The 23,869-nt window shown below is 35.6% G+C and carries 27 protein-coding genes and 1 tRNA gene; 15 read left to right on the forward strand and 13 right to left on the reverse strand.

What is annotated here, in order from left to right:
- Positions 1-8: 8 nt before the first annotated feature.
- A complete protein-coding gene (locus GYY69_RS04690; protein WP_174796638.1) occupies positions 9-818 on the forward strand; it encodes a hypothetical protein in 810 nt (269 codons plus the stop codon).
- On the opposite strand, the gene nudC is transcribed toward GYY69_RS04690, so the two are convergent.
- The 6 genes from nudC to epmB all read right to left on the reverse strand — a co-directional run bounded on the left by nudC (position 815) and on the right by epmB (position 5,284).
- Positions 815-1,615, reverse strand: a complete 801-nt coding sequence (nudC, locus tag GYY69_RS04695; RefSeq protein WP_174796639.1) for an NAD(+) diphosphatase — start codon at positions 1,613-1,615, stop codon at positions 815-817. The two genes, GYY69_RS04690 and nudC, sit on opposite strands and share 4 nt — an antisense overlap.
- 58 nt (positions 1,616-1,673) lie before the next feature.
- Complete coding sequence (gene yidC, locus GYY69_RS04700) at positions 1,674-3,302, reverse strand: membrane protein insertase YidC (protein ID WP_174796640.1); 1,629 nt, start codon at positions 3,300-3,302, stop codon at positions 1,674-1,676.
- Entirely contained in the window at positions 3,302-3,544 is a 243-nt protein-coding gene (yidD, locus tag GYY69_RS04705) for a membrane protein insertion efficiency factor YidD (RefSeq protein WP_174796641.1), read from the reverse strand. Before yidD ends, yidC begins: the two co-directional genes overlap by 1 nt.
- A gap of 47 nt (positions 3,545-3,591) precedes the next feature.
- A complete protein-coding gene (gene rnpA, locus GYY69_RS04710) occupies positions 3,592-3,948 on the reverse strand; it encodes a ribonuclease P protein component (protein WP_174796642.1) in 357 nt (118 codons plus the stop codon).
- 11 nt (positions 3,949-3,959) lie between these two features.
- Positions 3,960-4,100, reverse strand: a complete 141-nt coding sequence (gene rpmH / locus GYY69_RS04715) for a 50S ribosomal protein L34 (protein WP_025314679.1) — start codon at positions 4,098-4,100, stop codon at positions 3,960-3,962.
- A gap of 155 nt (positions 4,101-4,255) precedes the next feature.
- Complete coding sequence (epmB, locus tag GYY69_RS04720) at positions 4,256-5,284, reverse strand: EF-P beta-lysylation protein EpmB (RefSeq protein WP_174796643.1); 1,029 nt, start codon at positions 5,282-5,284, stop codon at positions 4,256-4,258.
- A 33-nt stretch (positions 5,285-5,317) separates the two neighbouring features.
- Between epmB and efp the strand changes: the two genes are divergently transcribed.
- A complete protein-coding gene (gene efp, locus GYY69_RS04725; protein WP_085246840.1) occupies positions 5,318-5,884 on the forward strand; it encodes an elongation factor P in 567 nt (188 codons plus the stop codon).
- Positions 5,885-6,216: 332 nt separating this feature from the next.
- On the opposite strand, the gene GYY69_RS04730 is transcribed toward efp, so the two are convergent.
- The 5 genes from GYY69_RS04730 to thiI form a co-directional block, all read right to left on the reverse strand.
- Positions 6,217-7,143 carry a hypothetical protein gene (locus GYY69_RS04730; protein ID WP_174796644.1) on the reverse strand — a complete coding sequence of 309 codons (927 nt, stop codon included), beginning with the start codon at positions 7,141-7,143 and terminating at the stop codon, positions 6,217-6,219.
- 514 nt (positions 7,144-7,657) lie between these two features.
- The gene (gene trmL, locus GYY69_RS04735; RefSeq protein ID WP_174796645.1) at positions 7,658-8,143 is read right to left on the reverse strand and encodes a tRNA (uridine(34)/cytosine(34)/5-carboxymethylaminomethyluridine(34)-2'-O)-methyltransferase TrmL; all 486 of its coding nucleotides are present in this window, start codon (positions 8,141-8,143) and stop codon (positions 7,658-7,660) included.
- 19 nt (positions 8,144-8,162) lie between these two features.
- Entirely contained in the window at positions 8,163-9,539 is a 1,377-nt protein-coding gene (gene cpxA / locus GYY69_RS04740; protein WP_174796747.1) for an envelope stress sensor histidine kinase CpxA, read from the reverse strand.
- Positions 9,540-9,577: 38 nt separating this feature from the next.
- Entirely contained in the window at positions 9,578-10,294 is a 717-nt protein-coding gene (locus GYY69_RS04745; RefSeq protein ID WP_174796646.1) for a response regulator, read from the reverse strand.
- A gap of 133 nt (positions 10,295-10,427) precedes the next feature.
- The gene (gene thiI / locus GYY69_RS04750; protein ID WP_174796647.1) at positions 10,428-11,876 is read right to left on the reverse strand and encodes a tRNA uracil 4-sulfurtransferase ThiI; all 1,449 of its coding nucleotides are present in this window, start codon (positions 11,874-11,876) and stop codon (positions 10,428-10,430) included.
- A 218-nt stretch (positions 11,877-12,094) separates the two neighbouring features.
- On the opposite strand from thiI, the gene GYY69_RS13045 reads away from it, so the two are divergent.
- The 8 genes from GYY69_RS13045 (at position 12,095) to GYY69_RS04775 (ending at position 16,276) form a co-directional block, all read left to right on the forward strand.
- Positions 12,095-12,352, forward strand: coding sequence for a transposase (locus GYY69_RS13045; protein WP_034909955.1), 258 nt, complete (start codon positions 12,095-12,097; stop codon positions 12,350-12,352).
- On the forward strand, positions 12,352-12,498 hold the full coding sequence (locus GYY69_RS13050; protein WP_446718880.1) for a hypothetical protein: 147 nt from the start codon (positions 12,352-12,354) through the stop codon (positions 12,496-12,498). Before GYY69_RS13045 ends, GYY69_RS13050 begins: the two co-directional genes overlap by 1 nt.
- Positions 12,499-12,648 carry an IS3 family transposase gene (locus tag GYY69_RS13055; RefSeq protein ID WP_446718881.1) on the forward strand — a complete coding sequence of 50 codons (150 nt, stop codon included), beginning with the start codon at positions 12,499-12,501 and terminating at the stop codon, positions 12,646-12,648.
- A gap of 173 nt (positions 12,649-12,821) precedes the next feature.
- Positions 12,822-12,923, forward strand: a complete 102-nt coding sequence (locus GYY69_RS13060; RefSeq protein ID WP_081297626.1) for an integrase core domain-containing protein — start codon at positions 12,822-12,824, stop codon at positions 12,921-12,923.
- A 347-nt stretch (positions 12,924-13,270) separates the two neighbouring features.
- Positions 13,271-13,645, forward strand: coding sequence for a preprotein translocase subunit SecG (gene secG / locus GYY69_RS04760; protein ID WP_174796648.1), 375 nt, complete (start codon positions 13,271-13,273; stop codon positions 13,643-13,645).
- Between the two features lie 7 nt (positions 13,646-13,652).
- Positions 13,653-13,738: transfer RNA gene (locus tag GYY69_RS04765), tRNA-Leu, on the forward strand.
- Between the two features lie 184 nt (positions 13,739-13,922).
- Positions 13,923-15,173, forward strand: a complete 1,251-nt coding sequence (locus GYY69_RS04770; RefSeq protein ID WP_174796649.1) for an integrase domain-containing protein — start codon at positions 13,923-13,925, stop codon at positions 15,171-15,173.
- Positions 15,174-15,859: 686 nt separating this feature from the next.
- The gene (locus GYY69_RS04775; protein ID WP_174796650.1) at positions 15,860-16,276 is read left to right on the forward strand and encodes a terminase small subunit; all 417 of its coding nucleotides are present in this window, start codon (positions 15,860-15,862) and stop codon (positions 16,274-16,276) included.
- 442 nt (positions 16,277-16,718) lie between these two features.
- On the opposite strand, the gene ltrA is transcribed toward GYY69_RS04775, so the two are convergent.
- The gene (gene ltrA / locus GYY69_RS04780) at positions 16,719-18,383 is read right to left on the reverse strand and encodes a group II intron reverse transcriptase/maturase (RefSeq protein WP_202984955.1); all 1,665 of its coding nucleotides are present in this window, start codon (positions 18,381-18,383) and stop codon (positions 16,719-16,721) included.
- Positions 18,384-19,648: 1,265 nt separating this feature from the next.
- Here ltrA and GYY69_RS04785 point away from each other — a divergent pair.
- Positions 19,649-19,831: a hypothetical protein gene (locus tag GYY69_RS04785; protein ID WP_174796652.1), complete on the forward strand. Its 183-nt coding sequence runs from the start codon at positions 19,649-19,651 to the stop codon at positions 19,829-19,831.
- Between the two features lie 125 nt (positions 19,832-19,956).
- Here the strand turns inward: GYY69_RS04785 and GYY69_RS04790 are convergent, their stop codons facing one another.
- Positions 19,957-21,087, reverse strand: coding sequence for a Fic family protein (locus GYY69_RS04790; protein ID WP_174796653.1), 1,131 nt, complete (start codon positions 21,085-21,087; stop codon positions 19,957-19,959).
- A 266-nt stretch (positions 21,088-21,353) separates the two neighbouring features.
- Between GYY69_RS04790 and GYY69_RS04795 the strand changes: the two genes are divergently transcribed.
- The 4 genes from GYY69_RS04795 (at position 21,354) to GYY69_RS04810 (ending at position 23,867) form a co-directional block, all read left to right on the forward strand.
- Positions 21,354-22,217, forward strand: a complete 864-nt coding sequence (locus tag GYY69_RS04795) for a DUF6387 family protein (protein WP_174796654.1) — start codon at positions 21,354-21,356, stop codon at positions 22,215-22,217.
- Positions 22,218-22,391: 174 nt separating this feature from the next.
- On the forward strand, positions 22,392-22,592 hold the full coding sequence (locus GYY69_RS04800; protein ID WP_174796655.1) for a helix-turn-helix transcriptional regulator: 201 nt from the start codon (positions 22,392-22,394) through the stop codon (positions 22,590-22,592).
- Complete coding sequence (locus GYY69_RS04805) at positions 22,592-23,005, forward strand: hypothetical protein (RefSeq protein ID WP_091125913.1); 414 nt, start codon at positions 22,592-22,594, stop codon at positions 23,003-23,005. Before GYY69_RS04800 ends, GYY69_RS04805 begins: the two co-directional genes overlap by 1 nt.
- Before the next feature lie 100 nt (positions 23,006-23,105).
- Entirely contained in the window at positions 23,106-23,867 is a 762-nt protein-coding gene (locus GYY69_RS04810; RefSeq protein WP_174796656.1) for an antA/AntB antirepressor family protein, read from the forward strand.
- The last annotated feature ends 2 nt before the right edge of the window (positions 23,868-23,869 follow it).

Genomic DNA, 23,869 nt, shown 5'->3' on the forward strand with positions numbered 1-23,869 from the left:
TCAGCTCTATGAAAAAAAATAGTTTATTTTTATATATATGTATATTGAGCAGTACACTATCCATCAGCGGTTGCAATGATAAAAAAACAGTTGAGGAAAAAAACTTGCCACAATTACCGACAGCAATGATTAATAGTTATCTTTTTCATACTGAACCAGAACTTTTACCGTTTAGTAAAATGATTAAACAGCAACATATTCAAGGATCATCAAGTAAAATCATTAACTACAATGAACAAGGCTTTGTAGCTAATTATGATTTAGAAGGGTTACATGGCGACATTAACTATGAAACAGCTAAATATAGCTACGGCATGGGTGACACCAGAAATGTTTATGAGATTACTTTTGATTCATCGAAAAATATTCTTGGCATGAAAAACAATAATAATGATATAGTTGCAAGTTCAGAATTTGATGAACAAGGTCGTTTAGTTGAAACTACCCTATCACGATTTGCAGAAAATAACGTCATTTTTAACAGTAAAATTATTTATGATAACAACCGTGTCGAGCTTGTGTTATATAACGCTTATGTTCCTGTTGATGAAAAAACAAAGTTTCCTGTATTAGCACAAGAAAAAGATGTCGTTTACAATGCCAATAAACAATTAGAAAAAACCATCACTAGAACCTTTAAATTAGCATCAAATGGTGACATCATCATTAATGATAAAAATGAACAAGAGGTTGAACTCACCGAAACGTGTACTTATTCGGATTATAATCAAAACAACGATTGGACTAAAGCTGTTTGTATTACAACAGGCGATGAATCAAAAACTGTTAATCTAATTAGAACTATTGAATATAATTAATCATTGCCATATTCATCATAGTCACGGCAAAGTGTAATTGTATCTTCAATTAAGCGTCTTGCAATGGTGCCATACTCTGGAATTTTAGGTAATTGTGTGTAATGGTACCAGTTTGCTTCAATCAGTTCATTTTTGTCTACCACTATTTCACCACTATCATAATCAGCTAAATAAGCCATCATTAATGAATTAGGAAATGGCCAAGGTTGCGAGCCTACATAACGAATATTCTTAATTTTGATTCTTGACTCCTCAAATACTTCCCGCTCAACTGCGGTTTCCATTGTTTCACCAATTTCAGTGAAACCAGCTAAAACAGTATATAAGTTATCTTGATTATGCCTAACATGCTTTGCTAATAAAATTTTATTTTTGTGGCGAATAGCCACGATAATAGATGGTGAAATTTGTGGATAGTAACGCTCTTTACAATGGTCACACATACAGCACCATTCTGTATTACTAATATACATCTCATGTCCACAATAGCCACAATACTTATGAGAACGATAAAACTCAGAAAGTTGTACAGCTCGACCTGCCATATTAAATAGTGATTGATCAGTTATATCCAGTAATTGACGAATTGAACTCATTGCATTTTTCATTTCATCACAAATCAGCCAAGCAATTTGCCCATTCCATTCGCCTATTGGTTGCGCACGCTTATGGGTAAAACCGAGCTGATCGGCACGCCCAACAGGAACATCACCATTAGGCAACCATAATCGACCATTAGCACTGACAAACCAATAACCGATTTCATTACCGGTTAAATTAAATTGTTGTATATTCATATCATTGACACCAAAAATAAAAACGAAAAAGGAGGATTTACTCCTCCTTTTTTCAATACTATTTCTTTTTCTTCTCGTAAAGCCCTTTTTTCTCAAGTTCCCAGTAGATAACACGCTGCTGAGCAATTGTGAATAAGTTACTAACGATATAATATAAAACTAAGCCTGATGGGAACCATAAAAAGAACAACGTAAAAATTAATGGCATATAAGTCATTAATTTTTGTTGTAGTGGATCGGTAACAGGTGTTGGTGACATCTTTTGGATTAAGAACATGCTAGCACCCATTAATAAAGGCAAAATATAATAAGGATCTTGCGCTGATAAGTCATAAATCCAAAGTGCAAATGGCGCATGCCGTAGTTCAACTGCGTTGCCTAACATATAGAACAAAGACAAGAAAATTGGCATCTGAATTATTAACATCAAACACCCTCCTAATGGGTTCACTTTTTCTTGTTTGTAAATTGCCATTGTTTCCATACTCATTTTTTGTCTATCATCACCATAGCGCTCTTTTAAAGCTTCTATACGAGGTTGCAATAACTTCATTTTTGCCATTGAACGATACTGCGCACGAGTTAATGGAAATAAAATACCTCGAACAATAAATGTGATAACAATAATTGAGAAGCCCCAATTACCAATAAAACTTTGAATAAACTTCAATAAGTAAAATAATGGTTGTGATAAGAACCATAACCAACCATAGTCAACAACTAAATCAAGATGATTAGCTGTTTCTTTCAATTGACTTTGAATTTCTGGTCCTAACCATAATTTGGCTCCAATGGTTTGTGTACTACCCACTGGAATAATAGCTGACTCACCTTTGAAACCAATCGTTGCTTGTGATTTATTAGCCGCTGCTCGTGTATAAAATAAGTTATTTTTATCCTGTGTTGGTACCCATGCTGAAGCAAAATAGTGCTGTAACATCGCAACCCAGCCTGTTTGCGTCTCAACCGCTAACGCTTTATCTTTGATATCATCAAAACTATATTTGCTGTAGTTAGTATTCGAACTTGAATAAGCGGTGCCACGGAATGCGCTTTGTCCAACTCCACTTCCCCCTTCGGTTGGTATATCATCAGGTAATTTAATGGTTTGTTTTAATTGACCATACATTGCTACATCAACAGGCGCATTGCTTTGGTTATTAATGTCATACTGAACATCAACAGCATAATTACCACGATGTAATATGTAATATTTAGTATAACTTACACCATTAACTTGATAAGTAAGTGGAACACGCAATTCATCTTGCCCATCAGCTAACACATATTCAGACTTTTCAGTTTGATATACAGGGCGTTTTGAGCCTTGAGTCGCATTATCTGGACCATCTTTACCTGTTAAACCACTTTCTGCAATATAAACAAAATCGGGGCGTGATGTTAATAATTGGAAAGGCGTGCCAGAATGAAGCGTTTGCTCATATTTTAACAGTTGTGCAGCTTGTACATCACCGCCATAAGTATTAATGGTGAGTGACAATACATCTGATTTTACAGTAACTGTTTTACCCAGCATTGAGCCATCAGCTGAATCATCATCACTCATTTGTTGAGTTAATTGATTTGCGATTGGCGGTTTAGGTGCGTGATCTTCCTCCCACGCTTTCCAAATGAAAAAAGATACAAAAAGTAAAGCAATGACTAAAATATTACGTTGAGATCCCATTAGTGTTTTTCTCTATTGGTTTTAATTTTTGGAGGAACAAAGTCTTCTCCTCCTTCATGTAAAGGATGACATTTTAATACACGTTTAACTGTTAGCCAACCACCTTTTATTAATCCAAAACGTCGTAATGCAATTATTGCGTATTGTGAACATGTCGGTGTAAAACGACATTTAGGGCCAAGTAAAGGACTAATAACACGCTGATACACACGAATAAAAAGCACAAAAGCATTTACTATCATACATTTACATGCATAAACATGCTGTTTGATAATTAATTTAAATTTATTCAAACCTCGTACTTGGTTATGATTCGCTGGCATAATTTATTTAGTGTTTCAACGATTTGCTGATTATCTAAGTCTATAACAGGTTGTTTAGCCATCAAAATAAAATCGATATTAGGAAGTTGATGTTGATGATGTCGAAAATACTCTTTAGCCAGCCGCTTGATGCGATTACGCTCATGAGCTCGTTTTACCTGTTTTTTAGCTATAGCAAACCCTAATCGCATATGATTATGGTTATTTTTACGTGCAACTAACGTTAAAAAAGGAGAGCCAGCTCGAATGGACTCTTGAAAGACATGATTGAAATCAAAGGGAGTTAACAATCGTAACTCCCGCGGAAAAGTGAACTTAATCACCCAACTTTAAATCAGCTAGCAACAGTTAAACGAACACGGCCTTTAGCACGACGGCGAGCAAGAACTTGACGACCGTTTTTAGTTGCCATACGAGCACGGAAGCCGTGAGTTCTATTGCGTTTTAATACTGATGGTTGAAATGTGCGTTTCATGACGATTTATATCCAAATCTAATTTATCAACAGGTTGCAGAGTTTAAACTCCACAGCATTAATTAAAGAGGTCGGAATTATAGAGCCTATTTTATTTTCCGTCAATGAGATTTTCATAGAATGTTTTTTCGCAATTTAACCCCATATTAAGTGAATTAATCATTCACTGATAGTACACGCTTACTTTTTTCACCGCCCACTTCGCGCGCTAATTTAGGCACTAAATAACCCGATACTTGATCAGCAAGTTGTTTCATTATTATTTTTGCGGACTCATCATCAACCAAAAAATGAGCAGCGCCTTGCACTTTATCTAACAAATGGATGTAATAAGGCAAAATCCCAATATCAAAAAGCTTATTGCTCAACTGAGCCAAAATATCGGCATTATCATTAATATTTTTCAACAATACGCTTTGATTTAGCACAGTTACACCGCTTTGTTTTAAAAGCTTAATTGCATAAGCAACAGCACTATCAATCTCATTTGAATGATTAATGTGAGTAATGACTATTATTTGCAACCTACTTTCAGCAAATAACCGACAAAGTTCAGGCGTCACTCGCGAAGGAATAACAACGGCCAAACGTGTATGGATTCGTAATCGCTTAATATGTGGGATTTTTTCTAGTGCATTAATCAAAAAAGCCATTTCATGATCTTTTGCCATTAGTGGATCACCACCAGATAAAATAATTTCATCAAGTTCAGGGTGATTTGCAATATATTCAAGCGCAATACCAAGGTTCTTTTTATTGCCTTGATTATTATGATAAGGAAAATGCCGCCTAAAACAGTAACGACAGTTAATTGCACACGCCGTTTTTGTGATCAACAATGCGCGATTATGATACTTATGCAATAACCCTGCAATGGTATTATCTTGCTCTTGTAATGGGTCATGACTGTAGCCATCAACTTTTAATAATTCCTTATCATGACAAAGCACCTGTAGTAAAAGTGGGTCATTACTATCCCCCTTTTTCATTCGGTTAATAAAAGCCCTAGGGACACGAAGCGGAAACTGTTTTTTTGCCTGTTGCATAGGGATTGAGATGGTGTCAGGATCTAGACCTAAATAGGAATATAAAACGTTGATATCTGTCACAACATTGGCAAGATCAACAATCCATTCATCTTTATTATTTGGTAGTTCAATTTTTTGCTGTATAATATGGCTCATTTTTTGTAATTCAGAATTTTAGTTGGAGCTTTTATGGCATCTTATAGTACTAATGAGTTTAAAGCTGGTCTTAAAATAATGCAAGATGGTGAACCGTGTGTCATTGTTGAAAATGAATTTTATAAACCGGGTAAAGGTCAATCCATCAATCGCGTAAAAATTAAAAAATTACTTTCAGGTAAAACTGTCGATAAAACATTCAAATCAGGCGAATCAGTCGAAGCGGCTGACGTTGTTGATATGAACTTAACTTACCTCTACACCGATGGTGAGTTTTGGCATTTTATGAATAACGACACATTTGAACAACTTTCGGCTGATGCTAAAGCAGTTGGCGACAATGCAAAATGGTTGGTTGATCAAGCTGAATGTATTTTAACATTATGGAATGGTCAACCAATTGCTGTAACACCACCAAATTTTGTTGAACTTGAAGTGATCGAAACGGATCCAGGTTTAAAAGGCGACACAGCAGGAACCGGTGGTAAACCAGCGACTTTATCAACTGGTGCGGTAGTCCGTGTACCTTTATTTGTACAAATTGGCGAAGTCCTTAAAGTGGATACTCGCTCAGGAGAATATGTATCACGCGTTAAATAAAATCGCGTACTTTTAAGTTCGCTTTTACCCCCCGAAAAGAGAGGTTGGTCTAACCTCTCTTACTTATCTAAATAGCACAAATTTAAAATTCAAGCTTACTGTTTTCCAGTTATTAAAATCCTTTAAAATCTGTCGAAATTTAATTATCAACACAATCAACGTTGATAAATTGAAAATGCTAATTTTTATTGCTGACAAGCTATAAGAGCACAAGCTTTTAAACCTCGTCGACTTGTGAGCCCGCTTTAGGCAAGGCTTTGTTCTTTGATTGCTTGTCCTTAATTAGCGCTATAAGCCCGTGCGCAACCCAAGGATTAAGAACAGCCATTAAACTAGTGAGTGGTGCAAAGGCCATAATTGATAATGGAGGCACTGAACCAATAAATGTCACCGTTGCCCGATCCCACATCGAACTGACCGCTGAACTGACCACTCATCGCCGTATCACTTGTCCAATAGTTGTAGGGGACGAAATCTGCACCACTATAATTGTACATGAGCCCCCACTCCGTGAATAATCCAGCACCTATTTGACGCTGATAATGATTACCACTTGATGGTGGCGTTGCGCCAATGGATCCTTGGCAATGCAAACCTGAGTCAAGACCAGAACAAATCGCGTTAGTCAGCTCCTTGACCTGTGGCACACGATAACCCAAACGACTACACCAAGTTACCATATCAGGATAGTAATATAATTCAGCTCCTCGGTTCACAAACCATTTCTGTATGACAAATCCATATCTTACTATCTCTTTACCCTCTCTATCTCTACCCACTAACTCAAAGGCCTGTGGTAACTTTGGCACGGTAATTTGATTAGGATAGGGATCACCCCATTGAGTTCTTGCCTCTGGACCTGTTAGCGTCACACGAAACTCGACATAGCCTTCGTCATTACATTCTGTTTTTCGCGTCACTGTGGCAGTAATTCCCTCATGCGTAACTGGCGCTCCCCATGTCAATTCACTTGCTTCTCCCATTATGATGAAATCAAAATATAATCCATCAGCCCCCGTAGTTGGGAAGTTAAGCGCGTATGATGCTGGATCCGTTGATTGAACTAGGAATCCATAATCGGGGTTCCATATGTCAGCGGGGCCCGCGAAGTGAAGCCTGCCGTAATCAAGATTAGGTCTTACGGATTTGAGGATCCCCCATTGTGACGATGGCAGTATTATGGCATCACTACGATTTTCCCCTCGACCACTTTTACCTATTAATGCCTGCGAATTCCATGAAAAAGACAATAATAACACAGCCAATACCAACGAGATTTTTCGAGATAATTTTGGTGATGATTTGAAAGATAATTTCGAGGATATACACGAGGTAAGAGCTAAAACCCGTCTAAGGTGTCTATTCGATAAATTTAAGACATAAGTTTGCCAGTGCTGGTGTCTGGTGTCTGGTGTCTAAAATGATAATGCATTATGGTTTACCTGTCAAGTAAATTTATGTTTTATTTGGTTTTTTATGCTTATATGCTTATTAAATAAGCCAAATTTTCAACTGATTAAAGTATAATCGTTTAAAAAAAGTTTGGCTAGTTTTTTGGGTGATTTTTATAAAGATTTATTAAGAGTTATTTTTATGAAGCTCTGTGAAAAGCTTTAAGGGTTTCAAATTTTTGTTTTTTGTAAAAAATAAAAATAAAATCAAAACTATACCTAAAAAATCTACAGAACAAACATACAACTATCATAACACCGAAAGGTGTGAATATAGCTGCCTTTTCCTGCTTCGGAATGTACCGATAAAGTAGGGGTAAATTTATTTTGCACCCATGTAGTTTAACTGGCGCCATGATTCATAAACCACAACAGCTACAGAATTAGATAAATTCATACTACGGCTCGTCGCTAACATGGGAATACGTATTTTTTTATCTTGAGGTAATGCATCCAGTATGACTTTCGGTAAACCTCTAGTTTCTGGCCCAAACATTAAAAAGTCATGTTGCCGGTAATTAACTTCATTATAAGACCTTTGCCCTTTTGTGGTTAAGGCATAAACTTGTGTCAACAAGTCGATTTGATTGGCATCTAAGAAATGGTTGAGATTTTTATAACGTTTTACATCAACAAATTCTTGATAATCAAGCCCAGCTCGTCTTAATTTTTTGTCATCCCAGAAAAAACCCATGGGTTCAATAATATGTAAATTAAAACCAGTGTTAGCACAAAGGCGAATAATATTACCAGTATTAGCGGGAATTTCGGGTTCAAATAAAACAATATTTAAGACTGAATTTGACACAACTTTTCTCTTTCACTATTTATTGATGTTTATGAATTGGCAATACTATCACAATTCTAAGTCCGCCAAGATGACTTTTTTCAGCTTTTACGGTTCCGTGATCGCGTATAATGGCATTGGCAACAATAGCGAGCCCTAATCCAGTTCCACCTGATTGGCGATCTCGAGCTTCACTTGTACGATAAAAAGGTCTAAAAATTTGTTCTAATTCATTTTCAGCAACCCCTGGGCCATCATCATCAATAGTAATGGTTATCTTTTTTTGTTGTGCCACAAAATTGACAACAATCTGTTTATTGGAATAACGAAATGCATTACGTATAACGTTTTCAAGTGCACTACATAAAGCAACTGGATAACATAGAATGGTATGGTTGGTTGGAAGATTGGCAACGGTAAACTTCTTGCCTATTTGTTCTGCTTCAAAAGCGGCATTATCAAGCACTTGTTTAAACAACAGATTAATTTGATTAAATTCACGGATTTCATTATTGTCATATTGCTGCCTTGCCAATGATAATAAATCACCAATCATAGAATCTAACTTTAATGCCTCAATATCAATACGCACAACTTCATTGCTTTCACCTTGTTTTCGACGTAATAAAGCTGTAGCAAGCTGCAACCGAGTCAAAGGCGTGCGTAGTTCATGAGAAATATCTGAAAACAGGCGGTGCTGCACCTCCTGCATTCGCTTAAGCTCCCTAAGCATATGGTTAAAACTAGCACCAGTTGCTTTATATTCTGAGGATCCTATTTGTTCAAGTTCTGGCCACTCTTGTAAATTGCCTTTTGCAACCTGATCTGCTGCTTTTTTCAGTCCTCGTGCTGGTTTAGCTATACTCCAAGATAACCACAGTAAAAAAGGCGAACTGGCAAGCATGGTCAAAGCTAATAATAAAAAAGGATGATCAAATATAAAGTTAACGAATTGTGATTGAATGCCAGTTGCTTGTTGTAAGATATACAATTGATATTCTGTATTGGCATAATGGACTAAAAAAGGCCCTATAATTTCTTGTGAATCATAAATCTTTTTGGCTGGATCATCGACATTACTGGATTTTTCTCTAAAATTCTTCACTAAATCGATATTTTTAGTCTCAGCGGTAATGATTTGCTCATTGGGTGTAACAATAAATAAAGATTGACCTGATTTCTGGTGATTATCCATCACAACAATAAAACGCATCCACCATCGAAAACTATCTTTAGGCACATTAACAAGATCATTCTCAACCTGACGAGCTAGTATATTACCTGCTTCTTTATCTTTATTTGCTAAATACGTTAAATTTCGAGAATCAAGGCTCGGTAATACCATTATTAACATGAGAAAAAAAACGATGGTCAGTAAAAATATAGTGAAAATTCTGATTGTTAATCGATCAAAAATCCACATATTATCTGACCTTCTTAAATGTTATTCTAGCCTTACAACAAATCATCTTGTTGATCCACGACAAATAAATAACCTTTAGTGCGTAGTGTTTTAATCCAAGGTAAACCATCACTTCGATGAGGGAGTTTTTTCCGTAAATTAGAAACATGAACATCAATCGAGCGAGCAAGCGGGACAAGCTCTTTACCTAAAACAGATTCACTTAACTTTTCACGTGTAATTATTTTGCCTGCGTTTTCAAGAAATGTAAGCAATACTTGAAACTCAGTACCCGTTAAATCAATATACTTGTTATCAAAAAAAACAGATTGCTGTTTTCGATTTACACTAAGTTTATCAATTGTATATTGAATCGGTTTATCAGCAGCATCATTTTCTGTATTATCCCAACGAGTTCTACGTAAAAGCGCATTAATTCGAGCAATAAGTTCTCTATCATTAAATGGTTTTTGAATGTAATCATCAGCACCAAGTTCAAGGCCAATAACTTTATCATCTTCACTATCTTTAGCCGTTAAAAAAATAACAGGTACAGTAAACTTACCTCTAAGTTGAGATAATAAACTAAATCCATTCATTTCAGGCATCATAATATCAAGTAAAATAAGATCTATGGTTCTGTCAAACTTTTCTAGAGCCTGAATACCATTATTCGCTATTTCAACTTGATAGCCTTCTAATTCGAGTAGTTCTCGTAATAATAAAGTAATCTCCTGATCATCATCAACGACAAGTAATTTGCTGTTCATTACATTCCTCTTTCTATCTATATCAAATTCATTCTTGATATTTATTTTTATATTAATAACAAATATAGTTTTTGTTTAAGAATTCATTATATATGTAAAAAATAAGAATAATATAGTAAATTATTGTTAAGATTTATATAGAAAATATTTTTACATTATTAAACCCTTGGTCAATTAAATAAAGTGCTTGCAACTTGCTCATTACGCCACGTTCACAATAGAGTAAATATTGATTTGATTGATCCAAATTTCCAAATTGCGTTGCCAATTTGTAAAATGGAATATGCTTGATTTTAATATCATTCAATACTAGTGGATTATCTTCTTGCTCTTCTGGAGAACGAATATCAATAACCACATGATCTGCACTCAGTGTTGTAACAGTTTCGACTTGAGTAATCTTTGTGTCAGATTGTTTTGCAATCTCACGTATATCAATGTTTTCAGCTTCGGCAACAGCTTTATCTAAAATTGTGAAATCGAAATTTAATTCTTCTGCTTCAATTTTTTCTTTTACGGCTTTAACCGTTGGTTTTTTAGATATCACACCACAAAACTCAGGCATTGTTTTAGCAATATCTTCCGTTCCAATTTGGCGTGCAAGATTAATAATCGTTTCTTTATCATGCGTGATAAGAGGACGTAGAATTAATGTATCGCTAGCATTATCAATTAACCGTAAGTTAGTCAATGTTTGACTCGATACTTGACCTAATGCTTCGCCAGTCACAAGAGCTTCTACTTTGTAACGTTGCGCAATTTTTGATGCCGCACGAATCATCATTCGTTTTAGAATCACCCCCATTTGCCCATCGTCAATTTTTTCCAGAATTTCACCAACAACATCAGAAAAATCAATAGCAATAAAACGTACTTTATGTGAGCTGCCAAAACGCTCCCATAAATAATGTGCCATCTGTTTAACACCGATCTCGTGAGTTTTGCCACCAAGATTAAAGAAACAATAATGTACTCGGCTACCGCGCCGAATTAGCATATAGCTTGATACTCCCGAGTCAAATCCACCCGATATAAGCGAAAGAACATCTTCTTGGGTACCTGTTGGAAAACCACCAATTCCTGCATGTCGGCCTTTTACCAGTAGTAACTTGTCTTTATCTATTTCAAGATTAACCGTGATTTCTGGGTGGGTTAATTTAACCTTAGCTGAAGATACGTATTGATTAAGCCCACCACCAACATAACGCTCTACATCAATTGAAGTAAATTCATGTTTACCACGACGTTTAACCCGTACACAAAATGTTTTGTTTTCAATCAATGGTGCATAATAATCCAACACTTTTTCAAAAATATCATGCATATCAACAAAAGCCAGTTCATCGACAGCTAAAATATGATGAATGCCGGGGATCCGAGTTAATAGCTCAAGTATCTGATTTTCGCTATTTTCAATTTTTGGACGGACTTCAATAAAGTCCCAATGACGAATAACCGCTACATCTTCAATATGATGCTTTAAAATATTACGAATATTACTGGTTAATATTTTAATAAAACGCAAACGAACAGAATCACTTTTAATGGTAATTTCGGGAAAGAGCTTAACAATAAATTTCATAAATACAATGTGCCATAATAAAAATGGCGACATTATACTGTTTTTTTAGATAGAAACGTACCATTGATTATCACCTATCCCCCACTTTTAAAGAAGAACAGTGTTTTTTCATCTGCTACGTTTCTACTAACACATCTACATCCAGTGTAACTATCCCCTAAAATAGTACAGCAAAAAAGTAGAAAATTCTCTATGATAAAAGTAAAGGGGATTTAATTATGAAAAAAATGACTGAACATCAAATCGTCGCTATTTTAAAAGAAGCTGAAGCGGGTATTCCTGTCAAGGAGCTCTGTCGTAAATATGGCATGGGGAATTCAACTTTCTATAAATGGCGGGAAAAATACGGCGGAATGGAAACTTCGGATATCAAACGCTTAAAGGAGCTGGAGGCCGAAAACCGCAAGCTTAAGCAGATGTTTGCCGAACTGAGCTTAAAATCCCAGCTTCAGGAAGAAATTATAAAAAAGCTTTAGTGCCCACAAAGGCACGTAAAACGTGGGCACAGCAACTACAACAAAATTATCCAGTTACTATTGCTATGAGTTGTGCCATTGTTGGCTTAAGTCGTTGTGCTTACTATTATCAACCTAAGTTACTGGATGATTCGGTGATTGTTTAGGTGTTGAATGCTATCACTGACCGGCATTTACGCTGGGGCTTTCCCAAATGTTTTAATCGCATCAGAAAGCTCGGCTATAAATGGAATCATAAACGTGTGTATCGGGTGTATTGCCAATTAAAGCTTAATCTCAGGGTAAAGCGTAAATAGCGCATTCCTCCACGATGCCCGGAAAGGTTATTAGTACCCAATAAACAAGGTGAATGTTGGTCAATGGATTTTATGAGTGACAGTAGTCGTAATCAGCGTCGCTTTAGGACATTCAATGTCATCGATGACTTTAATCGTGATATCTTTTTAACAACTTAGCGCAAGCAAGGAGAATAACCGAAGAATGGTTAACGATTTATAACACCGAAAGACCGCATGAGGCATTAAATAACATGACACCGATTGAGTATAAAACACTAAAACAAGCAGCATGATTTTCTACTTGAATCTTGTACTAAGTTTGGGATATTTACACCAGAGCTTTCTAACAGATATGTGATTGACGCTTGGATAAGGCAAATTCAAGCATGGTGAAAAGAACAGCAATTACATGCAGTATGTAAGGAATAATGGCTTTAATTTAAATTGAACGCAATTTAAGGTGATAGATAAGGATGGGCTTATTTTAGTTTAAAAATTGGCAATTTTTGATTGATTAAAAGAGATATTTTTCAAAATAAACCGATAATCCATGAAATTTTACTTGCTTGTTGGTCTGTCTTTCGCTAATATTCCGCACCAATAGATTCTGTTGTATAACATGTAAAATTGACAGGTTGAAATGTACGAACTTCTAATTATAAGTTATTTGATCATCGCTTTGGTAATTATCGTTTTAGTTTTGATTCAGCGAGGTAAAGGCGCAGATATGGGGTCTTCTTTCGGCTCGGGTGCGTCAGCAACTTTGTTTGGTTCTTCAGGAAGTGGTAACTTTTTAACTCGTACAACAACGTTATTAGGTATTTTGTTTTTTGTCATTAGCATTCTATTGTCGAATTTAGGCAGTAAGCCTCATGCAGCTTCAAATCACGAATTTGACAACATTGAAGATAGCGTACCAGTAACGACGCAGCAGAATGAAAGTGGAGCAGAACAAACCACAGCACCTATTGCTCAACCGACACAACAAAATCCAACATCGGATATTCCTGAATAAAAACGGCGCCGTGGTGGTGAAATTGGTAGACACGCTATCTTGAGGGGGTAGTGCTCTAAGGGCATGCGGGTTCAAGTCCCGCCCACGGCACCAAATCAATAAACAGTAACATTCTTTTAAATCCTGCAAAGCACACAAAACCCAGTAATAACAAGCCTTAAAGTCTATTTTATTGCCCATTAAGTATCAGTAAGGTACATTTACAACCAAAAATAATGGGGGTATATTTGGGGGTATAATTAAATACCCTATTATTGCGTACCCCCAAAGGTGAAAAATGGCTGTAAAAACTACTCCCTTAACTGACACACAAATAAAAGCATTAAAAGCCACTAGTAAGGATAAAAAGTATTTTGATGGTGGAGGTCTTTTTTTGTTAGTTAAATCGACAGGGGTTAAATTATGGCGATTTAAATATAAAAAGCCAATATCACATAAAGAGACATTATTATCTTTCGGTAAATACCCAGAAACATCGCTACAGCAGGCACGAAAACAACGAGATGAAGCACGCGAATTAATAAAGCAAGGTATAGATCCACAACATCACAAAGCGGAACAAGAACAACGTAAGCAAGAAGCTTGTAATAATACCTTTTACGCTATGGCTGAGAAATGGTTAAAATTCAAAACAGAACAAGGTTTAGAAGAACAAACACTCAAAAAGGCTTGGCGTTCATTAGAAAATCATGTTTTCCCTTATATAAAAGATATTCCAATAAACCAAGTAACAGCTATCAAAGCGATTAACGCATTACAGCCATTAAATAACAATAATAAATACGAAACAGTAAAAAGAGTTTGTAGGCGAATTAATGAAATAATGTATTATGCTGTCAATATGGGAATTATCGATAATAACCCTCTAGCCAAAATCACCGACGTATTTAATAGCCCGAAAGTAAAAAATCAGCCAACTATTCCCCCAACTGAGTTACCGCAGTTCATGCAAGCTTTAGCTATGGCAAAGATTGAATTACAAACCAGATGCGTGATTGAATGGCAGCTATTAACATTAACACGACCAAGTGAAGCCGTAGGGGCTAAGTGGGAAGAAATTAATCTTGATAAAAAATTATGGAGTATTCCTGCCGAACGCATGAAAATGGATAGACCACACAATATACCTTTATCACCGCAGGCAATAAAAATACTTGAGATAATGAAATCTATTAATCATAAAAGCGAGTTTGTTTTCCCAACAGCAAGACCGCCTTATAACAAGCCAATGAGTAGCCAAACCGCTAACATGGCAATAAAGCGCATGGGATACAAAGATAAGTTAGTTGCGCATGGATTAAGAGCTTTAGCTAGCACCGCTTTAAACGAACAAGGCTTTAATTATGATGTCATTGAAAGCGCGTTATCGCATGTAGATAAAAACGCAGTAAGGCGAGCCTACAACAAAGCAGAATATGAACATCAAAAGCGTATTATGCTTGACTGGTGGGGTGACTTTGTTGAGCAAGCAAGCCAAGGAAATGTCTCACTATCAGGTAACCGCAATTTAAAGTTAGTTAATCATTAACCATATCACGCTATTCATACCGTGCCCCATATTTGGGTTACAAACTTCAATTCTCCATAATAATCACTCCTCATATCTGAGGGGTGCTTTTTCAAATGTCACCCTTTACTTACCCAGTCATTAGGCTGTTTTTATGCCTACCTCCCCATAATCTTAAACTTTTAATATAAAGTGTTCACTACTATTCACTAACCTAATATTAATTTATATATATCAATATATTATATACTTATTATATATATTTTTTTGGTGTTCACTAGTATTCACTACTGTTCACTACTATACACATTTAAAAATAATCTTGATCCTGTAATTAACCAATTGAAATATAAATATATTTATATGGCGCTATTTTTTTATTAAAATAAAATAATTATTAATCATAATGTTAAGTTAGGATGATTTTAAGGTTGATCCAGGGCTATTATTAGAAGAAAAGAATAAAAGCTCTATGGTGATTTCTACCATGCAGGGAGATTACGGAAAAGGTAACATTAAAAAACTAAAAAAATCGGGTTATCGTTAAAATGAATGAGGGTGGGCGGTTTAGAGCGTATAAGGTCGAAGGAATTTACTCCCCCCTCCTCTTGGTTGGCTTAGTGAATTTTTGGACACGTTAGAAAACAATCTAATAATTCGCCTTATTGGATTATAATAGCCTTATTATTAGTAAGTTAGGTGGTAATATGGCAGGGCGAAAATCAAAGATAAAGGACATGTTAAAACTAGGGCAAGAGTATTTGCATAAACAGGGCTATATCAAAAATGGCGAAATCATTCCCTCTATGGCTGGACTGGCTTTATATGCTAACTGTTCAAGGTCGAGTTTATATAATTATGCGAGTTCAAGCGAAGAATTTAAGGACATGTTAGAACTTATCAAAGCACGCCAAGAAGTCGAGTTAATTAATAAAGGCTTAAAAGGTGAGTTTAACGCAAGTATTGCCAAATTGATGCTTGCTAATCATGGTTATTCTGAAAAGCAGACATTAGATCATCAATCTATGGGTAGTAGTAGCATTATAGCCAAATCCAAACCAATGCGCATAGAACTAGTATCGCCACCATCAAAGGATTTAACCGCCGACAAGCAAAGAGCATAAAAATGTTTTACGAGTAATTAGAGGCTTGTTATCCGCTCAAGTTTTAGACGCTCAAATTGAGCCGCTTCCTATAGAATTTAAATATCTGAAAATCCATTTAATATATAATCCCAAGTACTTATATAGGTATCCAAACAAGTATCCAGTAAAAAGGTATTTAATAAATGGATACCAATTTAATCATAAAAGGCAGTTATCTTCATAATGAAGACTGCTTATAAAATTCTTTCATAAATTTCAATTTAAAGAAAATTAAATATTTATTATTGTTTTTCTCATATTGATTTATATTCTGTTTTAAACAGTTAAATACATATTGATATAACAAAATAGAGCTATACAATAGTCGGGTAGCAACGACACATTACTGTATCGCCGCCCCCTAAGAACTGTACGAGCGAATTTCTCCGCATACAGCTCAAGCCTTTCTATTAACTTATTGCTAAGTCGGTTTCAATACGTCTAACTTCAGTGCATGAACTTTAGTATGACATACAGGATGTAATAAAACCCTGTTTTTCAGCTTATTATCCCCGCCATTTACACGGTATATGATATGGTGGTCATGCCAACCCGTCTCTTTTGTGATAGGAAGATGACATAATCCACAACGCCCTTTTTGTTCCTTATACAACATTTGCCATTGACTTCTATGAGAATAGTTCTCATACATCCGTTTTTGGTATAATGTTTCACCGTATAATTCCCATTCGGGTAAAAATGGGTTGTACTCCGATTTTACCTTTACATGACGTTTAATTTCTGTCCTACTGCAAAACAGTAATTCAGTCCATACCTTTTCACCGTGCCGATTCGTTGTATGTGTGCCAAATATCCAGTCCCTGCTTTGTATCTTTGTAAAGTATTTCGCTTTAACAAATCGTTTCCGCCTGTTACTGTGTCTTCGACAACACCATCGCCAAATCGCTTGCCAGACTAAATGGTCTACTTTACTGTACGTTTCTTTAGCGACAATGCTACGGTGATAGTTAGCCCATCCCCTTAACATTGGATTTAACTTTCCTATTAATATGTCTTGTTTAACCATCTTCATGGCACTGATTGTTTCTTTCACCTTGCGATAGAATGCTTTCACATTCTTTTTACTTGGCTTAATCAACAATTTGCCCTTAAATGATTTCACCGTCCAACCGAGAAAATCAAACCCTTGCTCGATATTAACAACGTGAGTTTTCTTTTCCGATAAGGTTAATCCCCTCTCTTTCAAAAATTCCCGCATTATTGGCAGAACTTCATTTTCAAGTAATTCTTTCGAACTCCCCGATATAATAAAATCGTCCGCATATCGAACCATATACACCTTATTGGCTCGCCGTTGTCTATTCCCAATTACACCAAAGTGTTTGGTTAATAGCTCGTCTATGCCGTCTAGTGCCATGTTTGCTAAAGTTGGTGAGATGATACCCCCTTGTGGTGTACCCTCTTCCGTCCGCTTGACCTGTCCCATGTCTACTACGCCCGATTTTAACCATTTTGATAATATCCGTTTATTCATCGGAATATTTTCGATTAACCAATCGTGGTTAATATGGTCAAAGCAACCCTGTATATCGGCATCCAATACCCACTGCGCCGTTTGTCTCATTTGACGCCCTTTGCGTGAAAATATCTTATGCACGTGGCTTATCGCATCCGCCGTTGAACGATTGATACGAAATCCATACGAGTTTTTATCTGCTGTCGTTTCGGCTACAGGCTGTAAAGCAAATAAATACAGCGCTTGCATTGCTCTGTCTTTCATGGTCGGAATGCCTAAAGGGCGCTTCTTTCCGTCAGACTTGGGAATATAAACTCGCCTTAACGGCATGGGTTTATATCCTTTACTTGTCAGCGTTGCAATGGCTTTCCATTTACTCATTGGCGTTGACCATGTTACCTTGTCAACGCCTGCCGTCCTTTTACCTCTGTTTTCTGTCACTCTTCGAACCGCTAATTGCTTAGCATACGTTGAGCGTGTTAGTAACCTTTGTAAGCGTTTGATCTTACGGTAGTCACCTTCAATTGTTGCCTTCGCAATCCGTACCTGCAATCCCTTAACATGTTTTGTTGCTTTAACCCAATCAATATTGTGCCATAGCTCATTCATGTCAGGAGTCGCTGGAGCTGGACTACTTTTAACTTTTTCGTTAAACTTAGTGTACTCTTTCATACTTACTCCTGTCGTAACAGAAATAAGCAGAAATCTACTTGGTTTTTGGTGAATAATTTCTTCGTCCAGTGAAAAGAAGAAGAATTATTCAGTTTACCAAATAAATTCTACTTCTCTGTCACATGGTGAATTGTTAGAGTAGGGAAATGGGCTTGTTTTCACTTGCCTGTTTCCTTTCCTCGTCCAATCATTCCCGAAGAAATGACCATAAAGGATTAGCCAACATCTTACGATGAAAGACCAGTTAGAAGTCTGCACCCTTTCGAGTTAGGTCATGTTTCATACCCTATATCCGCCATTACAGCCAATCATTCGCTTTCTCTAACCTCCTTTACCTGCAACCCCATCAGTATCGCTTGCGCTTTACCTGCCCTAAGGCGGAAATACAGGCTTACCAAGTTCCATTATTATCACACAAATAGTTAAGATGCTGTCTGTTCGCCGATAGTGTTATGATGACGTATCCCCAATGTAAAAAGAGATATCCCACTATATACCATTTTGGTTAGAGCTTGTCAGTAGCTTAAGCTCTTTACAAGTCACGACGTTTATCAACAATTCACTTACGTTCATCTTTCTATTTAGCCTAGCCCCTCATGGCATGCTACTTGCCATTACTTAATGTTACCTCACGATAAACATTAACCTTGCTATTCCTCAAGGGGGTACATTGTCAGGAAGCTCCGCACCAAACCGTTACCAGTTTCGCACTATCCCTAGACTACTGTTAGTCATATAACAGGTTGACTCGCACTTTTACCTCATTTATCAGTAATTGTACTTCAACAATGATAATAACAGCTTATGCACTTATAACTTCACAATAGGTCAATTCTAGCTTAAACTATATGCTGATGGATTCTTTCGTTTCCTTGGTCGATTCAATAATTTCTTATTGAACTCCTTGGAATCTTCCAGAATATCAGATAGGATTAATTGAATTGTCCAAAGAATTTTGTTCTTTAGTTATGAGATTTGTCTCCCACAGACTAAGGTACATTCTTTACCGAATATAGGTTGTGCAATATCCTTTCGGACATTGTATACCGTCCTATTCGGATATTGCGAGGGGTGGCTAATTAAAGTTACTCACCTTAATAGCCCGCCTAACTTTTGATTAAAAATCAAAGAGTTAGGCGTACAAGTGCGCCTCTTGTCGCACTTACACAACTTGTGTAATTGTACTTTTTAGGAGGCGTAATATGGCTACATCATCATTTAGCAAAACGTTTGTTTTGGCTGATTCTAGTGGCATTGACACTCTTATTGAGCTAGATAAAGCGCCAAATAAAATTAAAACTCGCGATAGAGACGATAAAGCAGAATCCCAAAAAGCTGTGAAAGCCCTTGTTGGAGTATTAAAAAAGAAGAATGCTCACTGTTAATCTAAGCTAAATATTGAATGAATACGACGAGGAGGCAAAAAACCTCCTTTGTTCTTTTTCTTGCCCAAGAAATAAAGATTTAACCTTGTAAATAACTTTGTGTATTTGATTATTTTTAAAGTATATTATAAAAATAGTTTAAAATAATCTGAAAAAACATATAGTTGTCCTTTTTGTTTGTCATTTGCTTCACGTAAGATATCTAATTTCATTAAATCTCTTATTAATTTATTTGAGGTGGGGTTGCTTATATTCAAAGCACTACCTAACTCAACAGCAGATATAATAGGATTTTTATATAGAACATTTAAAGCGTCATTACCTTGTTGCGTTCTTCTTCCCAAGGTTGTTAATTTATTTTTTACTTGTCGGTCTAGTTCGAATATAGAGGTAAAAACTTTTTTACCATTTTTAGTTGTTTCAATGATGCCATTTAGGAAAAACTTTATCCAATGAATCATATCATTACTTGTTCTCACTCTCATTAAAGCATCGTAGTAACTACTTCTATTTCTTTCAAAAAAATCAGATAAATATAATGCTGGTTTTGTTAGCATTTTATTATCAATAAGGTAAAGCGGTATAAGTAGTCGTCCAATTCTCCCGTTCCCATCAAGAAAAGGATGGATCGTTTCAAACTGGTAATGACTAATAGCTATTCTGATTAAATGAGGCACATTGATATTTTCATTATACCAAAATAACTCTAGATCACCCATTAAGTCATTTACATTTTCCGCATGTGGAGGAATGAAAACGGCATCGGATAAATTAGAACCACCTATCCAATTTTGAGTAGTCCTAAAATCGCCAGGTTGTTTGTGTTCACCCCTGACCCCTTGCAATAGTAAAGAATGTATTTCTTTCAGTAATCTAACTGACAAAGGGAGGTTGTTTAATTTATTAATAGCTATATTTATTGCCTTTATATAATTTTGTACTTCTTGCCAATCATTCCTTTTTTCTGGTTGTATTTGTTCTTTTTGCATTAGAGCCTCATCCATCTCGGTTTGAGTACCCTCAATTTTACTGGATTTTTGAGCTTCTTTTACTATATGCATCCGAACGAAAAGATCTATATCGGGAACAATAAGTGAAAAAGCATTTAATTCACCTAATGACTTATTGGCTTGCTCTAATAATGTGTTTATTGTGGGATCATCCCATGACCACTCTTGATTTATTGAGTTGGGTTCAAAACTTTTATATTGGTAGCGTTGTTGATGCCTACCTGATTTAAATTTTTCAAGTTTCATATAGTTACAGACCTATGATAGAAATATTAAACAATAGAATTCTTTTCTTTTTTAAATTAAATGATAAGGTTTTTTGATTAACTTTACTATTTAAATTTTTAAAAGTAAACAAAGTTAACAGTAATATTTCTCATTTCATGCATATAAACACAGTGCTATAATGTACCTAACTGTATATTAATGTATTATTTGCGTCTAGGCTGATCCCCGAACATTCGCAACCCTAGCGAACTGGCGCAAATATCTACTAGGGGCGTGAGGGGCGTATGGAAAGAAAACCTGAGTATTGTCCAAGTTGGTTTAATATAGAAAATTATAGTATTTGTGATTCTTTTAGCAGATATTCATGGGAATATTCTATATTTTTAAGACAATTGTTAATTAATGTAATAAGTCTTAAAGATAGAACAAAAAAAAATGGGAAAAAACAGCTCGCAAATCAACTTCTAATAAACCGACTTATTGAAATATCATCACCTGAAATATTATTAGAAGCTAGTACTATGAAAAGTGAAGAGTCTATTCCTTCTTTTTTGGAAAAAGAAAAATCAATTTCAGATCTATCTTATTGTGATTTATTGACTATATATGAAAATCTACAATATCAGGAAAATAAATCACTCGATTATATGAAAGATATAATAAAATATAGAGATAAATGTCATGAAATGTTTAAGGAAGAAGATAAAAAGCTAGGCATATCTGATGCTCATGCCTATTGGATTAATTATTTTGATGAAGATTTTTATCCTAATGACTGGAGTGTTTTTGATAATATTCCACAATATGAAGAAGATGACGCACATATAAGAGTTAACTTAAGGAATAATGATGAGGACATAATAAACTCATTTAAAGAATGGTTGCAAAATACTCGACAAAAAACAGATATTATAAGATCTAACCGAATTAGTGATAAAGAATTAACTAAACTGTCACAATTTAAAACTCTGGCTTATATAGATCTATTTTTATGGATGAAAATAACAGATATAAAATTAACACAATATCAAATAGCAAATTTATTATATCCTAATGAGTTTGATATAGATATTAAAGAGCGTTTAAAAGCTTGTACCATTCCTAGAGCAACAATGGTACTTAATTCTAGCAGAAGAATATTTAGTTAAAAAGGGACAAAAATTTAAATATTCCATCCCTATGCATTATTATGGATAATTAATACTAATATGTTAATTATTCATAACCACCCAGTAGGAAAAATATCTAATTATCATCTCTCGAATAGTTATATTTACAGTTATATCCTATATCTATCTTTTAGATACAGGAGAATATAACGAATGACCAATCAAATCCTATCCAAAAAAGAAGTAAAAACCTTACTACATTTCAAATCCGACACTAGCCTTTATACGCTAGAACAGAAAGATGAAACCTTTCCCAAAAAAATCAGAATAGGCTTGCGCCGTGTTGGCTATCGAGCTGATGAGATTTACTCTTGGCTTGAATCTCGCAGAGTAGAACGTCGCGAGGTAGCATAATGGTGATAAAACAAAACCCTCTATATCGCGAAATAATCGAGGGCTTAGATTGGAACTTAGACGCCTCCAATCATAGCCAATCTGATTATAAAAAGCTACCCAAAAAGCCGAGAGCTTACCTATTAATTGCGTGTACTGGTGACAATGGTATTACCGAAAATGAGATATTGCGCACCTGTAGGCTTTCTAGCGGTAGAAATTACTGTTCAGAACTAGAAAGAAAGTTAGGCATCACATTAAAGCGCATGGATGAACCCAATACTGACGGAATAGGCTCACACTATCGCTATTACCTAGCCAATAAGGAAGATGCTCAAAAGGTGGTTAATCTGATTCTTAGTTATGAAAATAGCTTATTAACTGAATCGGATATCAGCCAAATTTTAGCGCTTTACCCAAGCAAAGCAGCTTAATTAATTGATTTTATAGCAAAGCTCATTTTTGAGCCGACGGTATCCCTTTGCCTAAATTTAGCTAAAAGAGGGATTTTTCGACACGTTAGGAGTAATACTTATGACAGATTTTAATCATTTAGTACCAGTAACAGAAACGCAATTCAACGGTAAATTACAGCAAACAGTTAGCGCAAAGGCTTTACATAATTACTTAAAAGTAGGAAATGATTTTTCAACATGGATAAAGGGAAGAATAAAAGAATATGGACTTATTAAAAATGATGATTTTTTAATCTTTGATTCATCAGAATTCAGGAATCAAAGTACAAATAATGAACAACAAATAAAATGGGCAACTAAGCGAGGTGGAGATCGCAAAAGTACAGATTACATTCTCACAATCGGAACCGCTAAAGAATTAGCTATGATTGAAAATAACGAGAAAGGACGAGCAATAAGAAAGTACTTTATACGTTGTGAAGAGCACCTTAAAGAAATCGCACCAGCAATCCAAAAGAAAGCACTTAATCGATTAAAAGCACGTTTAAAAGTCGCAGATTATAGCCGTCCTATGTGTGACGCATTAACTATACAACGATTATCCCTAGGCAAGGAGACCAAGCCACATCACTATACTAATGAATTTGATATGATTAACCGTATTGTACTTGGTATGACAGCAAAGGCTTACCGAAAAGCCCATAATCTTACGGGTGATATTCGCGATCATATCACCGAAGAACAACTTAATCACTTAGCTTACCTTGAGAAATCCAATATCACGTTAATAGATATGGGTTGGAATTATGAAAAACGAAAAGCAGAACTCATCAAGTTATCACAAAGCTACATGATTCGGTTATTGGGTAAGGTGGCTTAATT

Source organism: Gilliamella sp. ESL0250, assembly GCF_013345045.1.
Taxonomy (GTDB): domain Bacteria; phylum Pseudomonadota; class Gammaproteobacteria; order Enterobacterales; family Orbaceae; genus Gilliamella; species Gilliamella apicola_H.